Origin of the sequence: Glutamicibacter endophyticus (genome assembly GCF_048457885.1) — a bacterium.
Lineage (GTDB): Bacteria > Actinomycetota > Actinomycetes > Actinomycetales > Micrococcaceae > Glutamicibacter > Glutamicibacter endophyticus.
This window is the reverse complement of the sequence record NZ_CP174200.1, coordinates 1,678,019-1,691,628: the sequence shown is the minus strand read 5'-3', so window position 1 is coordinate 1,691,628 and position 13,610 is coordinate 1,678,019. Positions and strand designations below refer to the sequence as shown.

The window sequence follows — 13,610 nt, the reverse complement described above, 5'->3', positions numbered from 1 at the left end:
GCCGATGGCCGGCCGCACCAAAGTTGGTGCGGCCGGCCATCGAGCGGTTGGTCTGCTTAGACCGCGGCGGCCTGCTGTAGCGCAGGGACCGCGACCGGGTGGGTACCGGCCATGGTCTCGATCACGCGAACCACCTGGCAGGAGTAGCCGAACTCGTTGTCGTACCACACGTAAACCACGGCATTCTTGCCGGAAACGATGGTCGCCAGACCATCGACGATGCCGGCACGACGCGAACCCACGAAGTCGGTGGAAACGACCTCTGACGAATCGGTGAAGTCGATCTGCTTGTGCAGGTTCGAGGTCAGCGAGGTTTCACGCAGGTAGGCGTTGAGCTCTTCCTTGGTGGTCTCGTTCTCCAGGTTCAGGTTCAGGATGGCCATGGACACATCCGGGGTAGGAACGCGGATGGCGTTGCCGGTGAGCTTGCCAGCGAACTCCGGCAGAGCCTTAGCCACGGCCTTGGCGGCACCGGTTTCGGTGATCACCATGTTCAGCGCGGCCGAGCGGCCACGGCGCTCACCCTTGTGGAAGTTGTCGATCAGGTTCTGATCGTTGGTGAAGGAGTGCACGGTTTCGACGTGTCCGTGGGTGACCCCGAACTTGTCGTTCAGCGCCTTGAGCACCGGGGTGATGGCGTTGGTGGTGCAGGAAGCGGCGGTGATGATCTTGTCGTCCTCGCCAATCCAGGAATCGTTGATGCCGTGCACGATGTTCTTCAGGTCGCCCTTGCCCGGGGCGGTCAGCAGCACGCGCGAAACACCCTTGGCCTCGAGGTGCTGGGACAGGCCAGCCTCGTCGCGCCACTTGCCGGTGTTGTCCACCACGATGGCGTTGTTGATGCCGTAGGCGGTGTAGTCAACGGAAGCCGGGTCATTCGAGTAGATGACCTGGATCAGCGTGCCGTTGGCCTGAATGGTGTTGTTTTCCTCGTCAACGGTGATCGAGCCTTCGAAGCGACCGTGAACCGAGTCGCGGCGTAGCAGCGAGGCGCGCTTGACCAGGTCATTTTCGGCACCCTTGCGTACCACGATGGCGCGCAGGTTCAGGCCGTAACCGCCACGTTCGATGAGGATGCGAGCCAGCAGGCGGCCGATACGACCGAAGCCGTAAAGCACCACGTCCTGTGGGTTGGCCTCGGCGGCGCCGGCCTGGCCGACCTTCTCGCCGAGTTCGCTACGCAGGAATTCGGTCAGGTCAGCGCTGCCGGATTCAACGAACTTCTTGTTCAAGCGTCCGAGGTCCACGGACAGGGCGCCGACGTTCAACGACTCGAGGGCCTCGAGGATCGGCATGGTGGAAGCCAGTGGCAGCTCTTCACCGTCGATGCGGCGCACCACACGGTGGGCCTTGATGATGTCGATGGCGGACTGATTAATGAGCTTGCGTCCGTAAATGGAGGTCACCACGTTGTTGTGGCGGTAAAGACGTCCAATCAGGGGAACCATGGCTTCTGCGAGCTCTTCGCGCCCGCTCCATTCCTGCTGGGCTACGACAGACTGCTGGGTCACAGAGAATCCCTTTCAAATTTCAGCCAGCTTCCGGATCCTGGAAGCAGGTTGGCACCGTGAGAAGCACCATTGCTTTTGCGGTGGTACGGGGTTTGCGGATCCTATCCCCGTAAAAGTACATCTACCATTCTAGTCGGTAGCGGGGCCGTTGAACGCGTCGGCGCTGTGAATCATCTCACCCGCAAGGTGGGGGCGAGGAATGTTGAATGGGATGGCCGATACGCCGGGTTCTGTACCGCAGTGCGGTGGCGATCATCTATCTACGACTGCCGTTGCCGACAGCCTCTAGCGGTCCACCCGATTGCTTGGGCGAACAGCCCTCAAACGCAATCTGTCTGACCTTGCTCCGGGTGGGGTTTACCTAGCTGCCCCGGTCACCCGGGGCACTGGTGGTCTCTTACACCACCCTTTCACCCTTACCAGGACGAGCCTGGCGGTTTACTTTCTGTGGCACTAGCCTGCGGGTCACCCCGAGTGGGCGTTACCCACCACCCTGTTCTGTGGAGCCCGGACGTTCCTCGGGCCGCTGTTGCGGCACGCGATCGCCTGACCATCCCATTCGTTACCATTCTAGTCCCTCACCAGCACTGCTTCATTCAGCTACGCGGACACGGCGAGCCCGCTCCTGGGGCATTAAGCTGGAGGGCGTGCTTATTTTGTTGCCGCCTTCCGAAGGTAAAACCGCCCACGCCACCGGCGCACCCTTTGAGCTCGAGGAGCTCTCCTTTCCCGCCCTCAATGAGGACCGACACGCCGCGCTCAACGCCCTCGGTGAGGTTTCGGCTGCGGCCGATGCCATGGAGGTGCTCGGGGTCGGTGCCTCACTGGCCGCAGAGGTGGCACGCAATGTGGCCCTGCATACCGAACCGGCGGCCCCGGCGCACCAAATCTATTCCGGGGTTCTCTATGAGGCGCTGGGATACAACACGCTCGATCCGCGCGCACAGCGTCGCGCCGATGAACAGGTGCTCGTGATCTCCGCGCTGTGGGGCGCGGTGCGGTACGCGGATCGCATTCCGCCCTATCGCCTCTCGATGTCGGTGAAGCTCGAACCGCTCGGCAAGCTGGCGACCTGGTGGAAGAAGCGTTTAGGGGCGGTGCTCGACGAGGTGGCTGGCGACCAGTTGATTGTCGATGCGCGGTCGAGCACCTACGCGGCAGCCTACAAGCCGGGTAATGGCAACGCCGTCGCCGTTAATGTTTTTCAGCTACGCAACGGGGTGCCGAAGGTCGTGTCGCATTTCGCGAAGCATACCCGCGGCGAGGTGGCCCGCTTCCTCTTGCAGGCCGAGCATGAGCCGCAGAATCCCCAACAGCTGCTGGAGCTGATTTCACAGCGTTGGTCGGCGAGCCTCGTCGACGATAAGAAGGGCCGCGCCCTGAATATTCTGCTGCCCGAAGATCACCAGTTCACCACGGCGAAGTAGCGGCGCCGCGGGTGCTCGTTAGGGACCCGCGGCGACTAGTTCCACCTCGAAACCGGCGGCGTCTTCGAGGTAGCTTGCGTAATGTTGCTCGCCTCCGGCATGGGGGTGCTTGTCGGCGAACATGAGCTTGAAACCGTGGCTCAGCGCCTCGGCGGTGACCGCGTCCACCAAGTCCCGTGACTCCAGCCGGAACGCCAAGTGGTTCAGCCCGGGGCGGCGGCGCTCATGAGCTCCGGCCTGCAGGTCCGGGCCGGACTCCAGCACAATGTAGAAGTCGCCGTGCTGGTAGCTGATCCCGTCGCTCCAGCGCGCGGACTGCCGATACCCCATGCGGGTCAATAGCCAGCCGAGGCTGGCGATCGAGGGATCGAGCTCGGTAACCCACAACTCGAGGTGGTGCAACATCACTACGGGGTGAGCACGAAGTCCCACGGGTCGGAATTGACCTGAGAGACCTGGATGTCGATGTCGAAACCATCGTCATGCAGCACATTGCCTAGCGCCTTGGCGGCGGCCGAGAGCCACACCCATTCGGAGGCGAAATGCGAAACATCGATCAGGTAGGGGTGACCGGCACCGGCCTGCTCACGAAGTTCGCTGGCCGGGTGGTGGCGCAGATCCGCGGTCACGTACACATCCGCCGCATGCGAACGCACGGCATCGAAGAGCGAGTCTCCGGCACCGGAACAGATCGCCACCTTACGCACCACACCTAGTCGGTCTCCGGCCACGCGTACCCCGCCGGCGACCGCCGGGAGCACCGTGTAGACCCGTTCGGCGAAGGCCTCGAGCTTCATCGGCTTCTCGAGGAATCCAACGCGCCCCAGTCCTTCTTCCGGAAGGCCATTGGGTGATTGCACCAGCGGCACACAGTCTTGCAGGCCAAAGGCGTCGGCCAAGGCGTCGTTGACCCCGCCCACGGCGCTGTCGGCGTTGGTATGTGCGGTCAGCAACGCGGTACCGGATTCAATCAATCGGTGAATGGCTTCACCCTTGAAATGCGTGCCGGCAACCTGCGTGACCCCGCGTAGCAATAGCGGGTGGTGGGTAATCAGCAGATCCGCTTCCTGCGCAATTGCATCGTCAATGACCTCGAGGGTCGGGTCCACGGCGAACACGACCTTGCGCACCGGCTGTCCGGTGCGTCCGGTGACCAGACCAACCGCATCCCACGCCTCGGCGAGAGATAGCGGCCATAGTTCCTCGGCGGCTTCCAAGACATTGCCCAGGGTCGGGACGGCGGGAGTTGCCGCTTCGCCGTGCACCGGAGCCTGCTCGGCCGGCGGTGTGGGTTCCGCGTCCGCGGGTGTGGCCTTCTCGGCGGCGGGCGTCGCAGCCTTCTTCGCCGAATTCTGCTCGGGCGGAACGGGCCCGTTGGTCTTGCTCTGCATAGTGCTAAGACTACGCATGCTGGCTCGATGGAACACTTTGCAACGCCGCAACGTTATGCACAATGTGCGACACAAAACCTCCGAACCACTGACCTTCAGCCCCGAAACGACGACCGCCGATGGGACGGCCCTGACCACGTTTATTCTGGCCGGTGGCTGCTTTTGGTGCCTCGACGCGGTGTATCAAAGGACCCGCGGAGTGCACGAGGTGCTCTCGGGCTATATTGGCGGGCACACCCCAGACCCGGACTATTACCAAGTGTGTACCGGACGTACCGGCCACGCCGAGGCGGTGGCGGTACGGTTCGACCCGGCGGTGGTACCGGCCGAGGTCATTCTGGACATGTTCTTCACGACGCACGATCCAACCACGCTCAATCGACAAGGCTACGACGTGGGCACGCAGTATCGCTCGGCCATGTTCCCGCTCGATGAGGCTCAGCGCCACTTGTTTGAGCAGAGCATCGAAAAGTTTGGCGCAATCTACCCAAACCGCATCGTCACGTCAATCGAAGATGACACGAGGTTTCATCTGGCCGAAACAGTTCACCAGGACTACTACACAAACAACCAGAATGCGGGTTACTGCCGCGTCATCATCGACCCGAAGCTGGTAAAGGTCAGGAAATATTACGCTCAATGGCTCAACGACTAGGGTGGCTTGCGCAGCCTACTAAGGTTAAGAGCGAAGCACCTGGTCGAATGCCGGACCAACCCGGACCCGCGACCCAACCCATGCCGCACTGACGGCTATTTGTACGTAAGGACTGCATATTCATGGGCAAGATCTACAACAACGTCACCGAAATCATCGGCCGCACCCCGCTGGTGAAGCTCAACCGTATCGGTGAGGGCCTGCCAGGCGAGATCGCCGTCAAGCTCGAGTTCTACAACCCGGCCAACTCGGTCAAGGACCGCATCGGTGTGGCTATCGTCGACGCCGCCGAACAGGCCGGCGCACTCAAGCCCGGTGGCACCATTGTGGAAGGCACGAGCGGCAACACCGGTATCGCACTGGCCATGGTCGGTGCCGCCCGCGGCTACCGTGTCATCTTGACCATGCCCGAGACCATGTCGACCGAGCGTCGCGTCATGCTGCGTGCCTTCGGTGCCGAGATTGTGCTGACCCCGGGTGCCGATGGCATGCGCGGCGCGGTGGAGAAGGCCAAGGAGATCGTGGCTACCACCGAGAACGCTATCTGGGCACAGCAGTTCGCCAACGAGGCAAACCCGGAGATCCACGCATCGACGACCGGTCCGGAGATCTGGGACGACACCGAGGGCCAGATCGACATCCTGGTCGCAGGCATCGGTACCGGTGGCACCATCACCGGCGCAGGTCGTTTCTTGAAGGAAAAGAACCCGAACCTGAAGATCGTGGCCGTCGAGCCGAAGGACTCCCCGATCCTCAACGGTGGTAAGCCAGGTCCGCACAAGATCCAGGGTCTGGGCGCCAACTTTATTCCCGAGGTGCTGGACACCGAACTGTACGACGAGGTGCTCGACGCCTCGATCGACGACTCCGTGGCCACCGCCCGCGCCCTGGGAGTGCAGGAAGGCATCCTCGGCGGTCTCTCCGGTGGTGCAGCGGTCTGGGGTGCCTTGCAGGTCGCAGCTCGCGAGGAAAACGCCGGCAAGCGCATCGTTACCGTGATCCCGGACTTCGGCGAACGCTACATCTCCACCCTGCTCTTTGACGACATTCGCGGCTAAAGAGTTCACCGGCGGAGAATAAATACGCGCCATGGGTGGTTGGACCTAATAGGATCCAACCACCCATTGACGCGTTTACGCTGGTCACCTGCCCACTGCACCCAAAACACTAAGGTAGAACCATGAGCTTCCTCTCCCGACTGCGCGAAGACCTGGCCACCGCCCGTTCGCACGACCCGGCCGCCCGCAGCGACGTGGAGAACTTCTTCGTCTATTCGGGCCTGCACGCCATTTGGCTACACCGTCTGGCCCACCGCATGTGGCAGAACCCGGCGCTACGCTGGCCAGCCCGCCTGCTCTCCCAGGCCAACCGGGCCATTACCGGCATCGAGATCCACCCCGGCGCCACCATCGGGCGACGCTTCTTCATCGATCACGGCATGGGCATCGTCATTGGCGAAACCGCGGAAGTTGGCGACGACGTGATGCTGTATCACGGCGTGACGCTCGGCGGTCGTTCGCTGGCGAAGGTCAAGCGCCACCCCACCATCGGTGACCGGGTGGTCATCGGGGCCGGCGCCAAGGTCCTCGGCCCCATCGTGATCGGCGCCGACTCCGCCGTGGGCGCGAACGCCGTGGTGGTCAAGGACGCACCGGAGGGTTCGATCATTACGGGTATTCCGGCGCAGAATCGGCCTCGTACCCCCGAAGAGCGCAAGCCAGCGGTGGATCCAGCCGAGTACATTGACCCGGCGATGTGGATCTAGCCACCGTTTAGTTGAAACCCATTAAATAGTTGAGGTCGATGTCGCTGATGCGGCATCGACCTCAACTATTTTCGGCGGGCGTTCGAGCCCTGTGAATTAATCGCCCAGCGTGTGCGGCTCGGACGTGGTGCCGCTTGCGCTCTGGATTTCTTCATCTTCCGGGTCCTGCACCTGGGTGCCTAGGTGACCACGGGTTAGCTTGTTCATGATCATCGCGATGGCACCGTCACCGGTGACGTTCGTGGCGGTACCGAAGCTATCGAGGGCGATGTAGGCGGCGAACATCAGGCCAACCTCGGCCTCCCCGAAGCCCAGCATCTGCGCGAGCAGACCGGCCGCGGCGGCAATTGCGCCACCGGGGACGCCCGGAGCGGCGATCATCATGATGCCCAGCATGAGGATGAACGGCAGGTAGGAACCGATGGACACGTCGCCACCGGTCAGCAACAGTACGGCAATGGAGAAGCAGGTAATCTTCACCATCGAACCCGACAGGTGGATGGTTGCGCACAGCGGCACGACGAAACCGGCCACCGAATCGGACACGCCGTTCTTCTTAGCCGAAGCCAAGGTGACCGGGATGGTCGCGGCCGAGGAGGAGGTACCCAGGGCGGTGAAGTAAGCATCGCGCATATTCCACAGCGCCTTGAATGGGTTGCGTCCGGTCATGCCTCCGGCCACCGAGTACTGGGCCAACAACACGACTAGGGTCAAGCCGAAGGCCACAGCTGCCACGAGCAGGAAGCGAGTAATGACCACCACGGCCGCGCCGCTGGCGGAGAGATCCATGAAGATGCCGAAAATGAACAACGGCAGGGCCGGGACAATAATGCGGCGGATCACCGATTCGATAATGGAACGGAACTCCACAGCGCCACGGAAGAGCACGGTGCTGCGGAAAGCGGTCAGCCCAATACCGATAACGAAGGCCAGCACCAGCGCGCTCATCACACCGATGACCGGTTCAAGGACGATCTGCGTTGCCGAATCTCCGGCGCTGGCAGCCACCGTGACGTAGGGAGTAAAACCGGACTCGGAACCCTCGTTGAGGGTTTCGAGGCTCGCCCCCGACAGCGGTGCGGTAAATAGCCAGCGGCTGACCGCATAGGCCAGCAACCCGGCCAGCACGGTGGAACCGTAGGCGATAAGCGCGGTAATCCCCAACCACTTGCCGGCGCCCTTGCCCAGTTCGGCGATCGCGGGCATCACGAGTCCCAGAATAATCAGTGGCACGATGAACCCGAGGAAGCCGGAGAAGATCGAGTTGTAGGTCAGGAACATATTACCGAGCCCGGTGGGCATAATCGGTCCGGTCAAAATGCCAAGGATGATGGCAACGATAATCCACCCGAGTAGCGGAATAGATTTCAGGAACTTCATGATGATCCTTAAAGTCAAAGGGTGCGGAACGCAGATACCGCGCAAACTACATGTGGCGCAGCGCACGACTCAACAATGGTAAACAGTGCCGCGCCTAAGCCGAAATCCACGCCCGGGTCAGCACGGGATTTCGCTACGCAGCGCGGCGCCAACTTACTGATTAAGTATCGGGCAGCGATTAAGTATGCTGAGAGTCATGAGCGAACACGCCGCAGATACGCACCAGTACATTCGGATCCGCAAGGCCAGCGAAAATAATCTCCGTGCGGTCGACACCGACATCCCCAAACGTCGCCTCACCGCCTTTACCGGGGTCTCCGGCTCCGGTAAATCCTCCTTGGTCTTCGGCACCATCGCTGCCGAATCCCAGCGGCTGATTAACGAAACCTACTCCACGTTCGTGCAGACCTTCATGCCTTCGCTGCCACGGCCCGACGTGGAAGTATTGGAAAATCTCACGGCGGCCATCGTGGTGGATCAGGAACGATTGGGAGCCAATTCGCGCTCGACGGTAGGAACCGCCACGGATGCCTATTCGCTGCTGCGCATGCTCTTCGCACGCTATTCGACCCCGAGTGCCGGCGGCCCCGGCGCCTACTCCTTCAACCTCGGCGAAGGCGCCTGCCCGGTCTGCGAAGGCTTTGGCACCGAGGCCAGCATCGACCTTGACGAACTGTTGTTCTGGGACAAGACCCTGAACGAAGGAGCGATCAACGCGCCGAACTTCGCACCGGGTGCCTGGCTTTTTCAAACTCTGACGGCGGGAACTCAGGTAGACCTGGACGTGCCCTTGCGGGAAATGGATCCGCAGATGCTGGAGCGGCTCCTTTACGCCGAACCGGGCAAGGTCAAACTCAATGGTGCCAACATGAGCTACTCGGGGTTGGTGACCCGCATCAAATCCAGTTACATTCACTCCGAGCGGGAAGTGAAACAAAAGCACATCCGTGATTTTGTGGAACGGATCTCCACCACTGCCCCGTGCTCGGCCTGCTCCGGCAGCCGCTTGAATGACGCCGCCCGTGCCTCAAGTCTTCACGGGCACGGAATCGCGGAATTGTGCTCCATGCAGGTCAGCGATCTGCTGGCGACACTGAAGACCATCGACGAGCCCGGTGCGCTCCCCCTGCTCGAAAAGCTCAGCCTCGTGCTCGAGTCCATGGTGCACATCGGTTTGGGCTATATTTCGCTGGATCGGCCGGCGGCCACACTCTCGGGCGGTGAGGCGCAGCGCGTGAAGATGGTCAAACATGTGGGCAGCGCCCTATCCGATGTCACCTACGTGTTTGATGAACCCACTGTGGGGCTACACCCGCATGATATTCAGCGGATGAACCAACTATTGCTGTCGCTGCGCGATAAGGGCAATACCGTGCTGGTAGTCGAGCACAAACCCGAGGTGGTGCGCATCGCCGACCACGTGATCGATCTGGGCCCCGGGGCCGGGGTGCATGGCGGCACCATCTGCTACTCCGGCGATGTGGCTGGGCTGCTCACCTCGAGCACACGCACCGGGGAGCATTTCACACAGCGGGTCCCCCTCAAGGAACAGGTGCGAACCGGGCACAACCCGATCGAAATTCGCGGGGCCACCGAGCACAATTTGCGCGGCGTCGACGTGGATATCCCCCGCGGCGTGCTGTGCGCTATCACCGGGGTCGCCGGCTCAGGCAAGTCCTCGCTGATTCATTCCACGGTGGCCAAGCAGGAGGGCGTGGCGGTCGTGGACCAGTCCCCGATCCGCGGCTCGCGACGCAGCAACCCGGCAACCTACACCGGCATCATGGACCCCATCCGGGCCGCCTTCGCCAAGGCTAACGGGGTCAAGCCGGCCCTGTTCAGCGCCAACTCCGACGGAGCCTGCCCCGAATGCAAGGGAGCCGGGGTCATCTACACCGACCTGGTCTCCATGGCCGGGGTTGCCATCCGCTGCGAACGGTGCGAGGGACGGCGCTTTACCGATGAAGTGCTCGAGTACCAGTATCAGGGGCTGAATATCGCCGATGTTCTGGATCTGAGCATCGAACGGGCCGCCGAGGCGCTGGGCATCGCCAAGGCCAAACCGATGCTCGAACGCCTCAATCAGGTAGGTCTGGGGTATCTGAAACTCGGCCAACCGCTAAGCACCCTTTCCGGCGGCGAACGTCAGCGCATGAAGCTGGCCATCAATTTGGGTCAGGGGGCCGACACCTATGTACTCGACGAACCGACTACGGGTCTGCACATGGCCGACGTGGACCGCCTATTGAAGCTGCTGGACGAAATGGTCGACGAGGGCAAAACGCTGATCGTCATCGAACACCATCTCGCCGTCGTGGCTCACGCCGACTGGGTGATCGATCTGGGTCCGGGCGCCGGACATGAGGGCGGCACCATCGTCTTCGAAGGTACCCCACGCGATCTAGCCGCTGGCAAAACCCTGACCGGCATCCACCTGGCCGAGTACGTTGCAGGTGCCTGATGAGTAGTTATCTCCTACGCGTCCCGGTGGCCGATGACGTACCGCAGATTGCCTCCCTGCTGGTCGAGTGCTGGAAGCAAACCTATGCCGAGCTATTGCCCGAGGGGTTCTTCACGGACGAGCACCATGCTTCGCGGGTGCGTCAATGGGAACGCATCACCGCCGACCTGCACGAGCGCCCGGAAATGGGGTTGCGCCCCATGCTCGCGGTGTTCGGCGAACAAGCCGTCGGGGTGGCGCTCGCCGGACCGGTCCGTTCCGAGTCGGATCGGGCCACCGGGGCCAAGTTGAGCCTGCACATGCTCTACGTACTGCGCGAGCACCACGGCACGGGCGTCGGCCAGCGGCTGCTCGATGCGGTCCTGGGACACGAACCCACGATGCTCTGGGTGGCCCAGGAAAATCCGCGGGCCATCGCGTTCTATCAGCGCAACGGCTTCAGCTTCGATGGGCGAACCGAGCAAGACCCTGCGGCGCCGGCGATCACCGACGCACGCATGCTTCGGCTTTAGCCGGCCCAAGATGCGGTAGGAAGCGCAAAGGCCCGAAATGCATGAAGCATTTCGGGCCTTTGCCTTACTTCGAATTAGTGGGTGTCCACCGCTTCGACCTCGGAGCGGTCGGCGCTCCACAGCGTGTGGAAGGTGCCTTCCTTATCGTTGCGGCGGTAGGTGTGTGCACCGAAGAAGTCGCGCAGTCCCTGAGTCAGCGCGGCCGGCAGGCGGTCGCGACGCAAGCCGTCGTAGTAGGCCAGCGACGAGGAGAAGACCGGAGCCGGGATGCCGGCCTGTGCGGCGATGGCCACCACGCGGCGCCATGCCGGTACGGCCTTGGCAATGGCCTCAGCGAAAGCTGGGGCGAAGAGCAGGTTCTCCGGCTTCTCGGCACCGGAGTACGCGGCGGTGATGTCCTTGAGCAGGGCGGCACGGATGATGCAGCCTTCGCGCCACAGGCCGGCGATTTCGTCCAGCTTCAGTTCCCAGCCGTATTCGCCTGCAGCCGAGGTGAGCATGTCCAGACCCTGCGCGTAGGAAACGAGCTTGGATGCGAAGAGCGCCTGGCGCACGTCCTCGACGAAGTTCTCCGGAAGCGTCACCTCGCTGGTGTTCGCCTCCAGCACCTGCTGGCCCACGGCGCGGATGGAGCGCTGGGACGACAGCGAACGGGCAAAGACCGACTCGGCGATGGCCGAGACCGGTGAACCCAGATCCAGGCCGGACTGCACGGTCCAGCGTCCGGTGCCCTTCTGCCCTGCGGAGTCCTCGATGACGTCGATCAGTGGCTTGCCGGTGGAAGCGTCGACGTGGCCGAGCACCTCGGCGGTGATCTCGATGAGGAAGCTGGAGAGCTCGGTGGCGTTCCATTCGGTGAAGATCTTGGCCTGTTCGGCCGGCTCGATGCCCGCCGCATTGCGCAGCAGATCATAAGCCTCGCCGATAACCTGCATATCGGCGTATTCGATGCCGTTGTGCACCATCTTCACGAAGTGGCCGGCACCATCGGTCGAGATCCACGCGCAGCACGGGGTTCCGTCATCGGCCTTGGCGGAGATCTTCTCCAGCATCGGGCCCAGGGCCTGGTACGACTGTGCCGAACCGCCAGGCATGATCGATGGGCCCAGCAGTGCGCCTTCCTCGCCACCGGAGACGCCGACACCCACGAAGTGCAGGCCCTTTTCGGCCAGTGCAGCTTCACGACGACGCGTGTCGGTGTAGTGCGAGTTACCGGCGTCGATGACAATGTCGCCTTCGTCCAGCAGCGGCACAAGCGATTCGATCACGGAATCCACCGGAGCACCGGCCTTGACCATGATCAGCACCCGCCGCGGGGTTTCCAGATTGGCGACCAGTTCCTCAAGGGACTCGGTGCGAATGAAGTCGCCCTCCGACCCGTGGGCCTCGAGCAACGCATCGGTTTTAGCTACCGAGCGGTTGTGCAAAGCAACGGTGTAGCCGTTACGAGCGAAGTTGCGGGCGAGGTTAGCACCCATCACGGCCAGACCTGTAACGCCAATCTGTGCAGGCATAAAAATAAGTCTCCATCAAATACGGGGAGTTGTGCCGCGCATCGGGCACCATCGACCGTGCCCGCACGGCATCGTGACGAATCCCAGTCTACCGTTCGCGGCACGCCTTGTCCGGGTCTCTGGCAAATAAAACTGGTTTATTTCGTGCATTCCCCGGTGCGGTTCCGGTAATTGACGGCCCAGTTACTAAGATTCAGGTATGCCTACGAGTTTGCATAACCAAGTAGTGGAGCATTTAGGCTCCCGCATTGTCAGCGGGGTGATCCCTCAAGGGTCCATTCTGTTGGCCGCCGATCTGGAAGATCGGCTCGAGGTCTCCCGCTCGGTGATCCGCGAAGCGATTCGTGTCCTGGCGCAGGCCGGGTTGGTTACCAGCACCAAGCGCGTGGGCATCCGCGTTTTGGCTCCAGAACATTGGAACCCTTTCGATACGCAGGTTATCCGCTGGCGATTGGCTAGCGACCAGCAAGGTGCGCAATTACGTTCGCTAACCGAACTACGAAGTTGCGTCGAACCGATGGCGGCCGAGCTGGCTGCGGTGCATGCGCCGGAGGCAATGCGCAAGGAACTGCTCATGGTCTCGGCCCAGATGAGCCACTACGGCCGCCAGGGAGATCTGGTCCGGTTCTTAGAGCTCGATATCCGCTTCCACGCGATCGTGCTGGCCGCCTCGGGCAACGAAATGTTCGCGACCCTTGCCACCCCGATCGGGGCGATCCTGCGAGGTCGTACCGAGTTGGGGCTGATGCCAGATCGCCCCCACGAAGAGGCCCTGGCATGGCACCAGGCCGTGGCCGACGCAATTTCCACCGCCGATTCGGTCGGGGCGCGAAAGAATATGGACAGCATCATGCGACGCACCCAGAACGAAATCTCAGGTATCTGGCAAGATGCCCCGCGGCTTTTCCACGATCCGACTCGCCCGCAGCGCAAGTAACCGATCTCGGATCTACTAGACGACACAACAACGCGGCGGGTGCCCGATCCCCTCTTT

At 62.2% G+C, this 13,610-nt stretch carries 12 protein-coding genes and 1 other RNA gene; 7 read left to right on the top strand and 6 right to left on the bottom strand.

What is annotated here, in order from left to right; all coding sequences use genetic code 11:
• Window positions 1-56 precede the first annotated feature (56 nt).
• Together ACJD00_RS07885 and rnpB are read right to left on the bottom strand one after the other, a co-directional pair.
• Window positions 57-1,511, bottom strand: coding sequence for a glyceraldehyde-3-phosphate dehydrogenase (locus ACJD00_RS07885; protein ID WP_418909227.1), 1,455 nt, complete (start codon window positions 1,509-1,511; stop codon window positions 57-59).
• Window positions 1,512-1,714: 203 nt separating this feature from the next.
• Window positions 1,715-2,069, bottom strand: an RNA gene (gene rnpB / locus ACJD00_RS07880) — RNase P RNA component class A.
• A gap of 89 nt (window positions 2,070-2,158) precedes the next feature.
• On the opposite strand from rnpB, the gene ACJD00_RS07875 reads away from it, so the two are divergent.
• Window positions 2,159-2,938: a YaaA family protein gene (locus ACJD00_RS07875; protein ID WP_418909226.1), complete on the top strand. Its 780-nt coding sequence runs from the start codon at window positions 2,159-2,161 to the stop codon at window positions 2,936-2,938.
• 18 nt (window positions 2,939-2,956) lie between these two features.
• Here the strand turns inward: ACJD00_RS07875 and ACJD00_RS07870 are convergent, their stop codons facing one another.
• Together ACJD00_RS07870 and ACJD00_RS07865 are read right to left on the bottom strand one after the other, a co-directional pair.
• On the bottom strand, window positions 2,957-3,370 hold the full coding sequence (locus ACJD00_RS07870; RefSeq protein ID WP_418909225.1) for a VOC family protein: 414 nt from the start codon (window positions 3,368-3,370) through the stop codon (window positions 2,957-2,959).
• The gene (locus ACJD00_RS07865) at window positions 3,346-4,329 is read right to left on the bottom strand and encodes a Nif3-like dinuclear metal center hexameric protein (protein ID WP_418909224.1); all 984 of its coding nucleotides are present in this window, start codon (window positions 4,327-4,329) and stop codon (window positions 3,346-3,348) included. The genes ACJD00_RS07870 and ACJD00_RS07865 overlap by 25 nt, the downstream gene beginning before the upstream one ends.
• 130 nt (window positions 4,330-4,459) lie before the next feature.
• Between ACJD00_RS07865 and msrA the strand changes: the two genes are divergently transcribed.
• The 3 genes from msrA (at window position 4,460) to epsC (ending at window position 6,749) form a co-directional block, all read left to right on the top strand.
• Window positions 4,460-4,984, top strand: a complete 525-nt coding sequence (gene msrA / locus ACJD00_RS07860) for a peptide-methionine (S)-S-oxide reductase MsrA (RefSeq protein WP_309410443.1) — start codon at window positions 4,460-4,462, stop codon at window positions 4,982-4,984.
• Between the two features lie 122 nt (window positions 4,985-5,106).
• Window positions 5,107-6,042 (top strand): cysteine synthase A, encoded by a 936-nt coding sequence (gene cysK, locus ACJD00_RS07855; protein ID WP_418909223.1) that lies wholly within the window; start codon window positions 5,107-5,109, stop codon window positions 6,040-6,042.
• A 122-nt stretch (window positions 6,043-6,164) separates the two neighbouring features.
• Window positions 6,165-6,749, top strand: a complete 585-nt coding sequence (epsC, locus tag ACJD00_RS07850) for a serine O-acetyltransferase EpsC (RefSeq protein WP_418909222.1) — start codon at window positions 6,165-6,167, stop codon at window positions 6,747-6,749.
• Window positions 6,750-6,845: 96 nt separating this feature from the next.
• On the opposite strand, the gene ACJD00_RS07845 is transcribed toward epsC, so the two are convergent.
• Window positions 6,846-8,129, bottom strand: a complete 1,284-nt coding sequence (locus tag ACJD00_RS07845) for a dicarboxylate/amino acid:cation symporter (RefSeq protein WP_418909221.1) — start codon at window positions 8,127-8,129, stop codon at window positions 6,846-6,848.
• A 196-nt stretch (window positions 8,130-8,325) separates the two neighbouring features.
• On the opposite strand from ACJD00_RS07845, the gene ACJD00_RS07840 reads away from it, so the two are divergent.
• A complete protein-coding gene (locus ACJD00_RS07840; RefSeq protein ID WP_418909220.1) occupies window positions 8,326-10,590 on the top strand; it encodes an ATP-binding cassette domain-containing protein in 2,265 nt (754 codons plus the stop codon).
• A complete protein-coding gene (locus ACJD00_RS07835) occupies window positions 10,590-11,102 on the top strand; it encodes an N-acetyltransferase family protein (RefSeq protein WP_418909219.1) in 513 nt (170 codons plus the stop codon). Before ACJD00_RS07840 ends, ACJD00_RS07835 begins: the two co-directional genes overlap by 1 nt.
• Before the next feature lie 74 nt (window positions 11,103-11,176).
• On the opposite strand, the gene gndA is transcribed toward ACJD00_RS07835, so the two are convergent.
• Window positions 11,177-12,616, bottom strand: a complete 1,440-nt coding sequence (gene gndA, locus ACJD00_RS07830; protein WP_418909218.1) for an NADP-dependent phosphogluconate dehydrogenase — start codon at window positions 12,614-12,616, stop codon at window positions 11,177-11,179.
• A 199-nt stretch (window positions 12,617-12,815) separates the two neighbouring features.
• On the opposite strand from gndA, the gene ACJD00_RS07825 reads away from it, so the two are divergent.
• Window positions 12,816-13,553: a FadR/GntR family transcriptional regulator gene (locus ACJD00_RS07825; protein WP_418909217.1), complete on the top strand. Its 738-nt coding sequence runs from the start codon at window positions 12,816-12,818 to the stop codon at window positions 13,551-13,553.
• Window positions 13,554-13,610 lie beyond the last annotated feature (57 nt).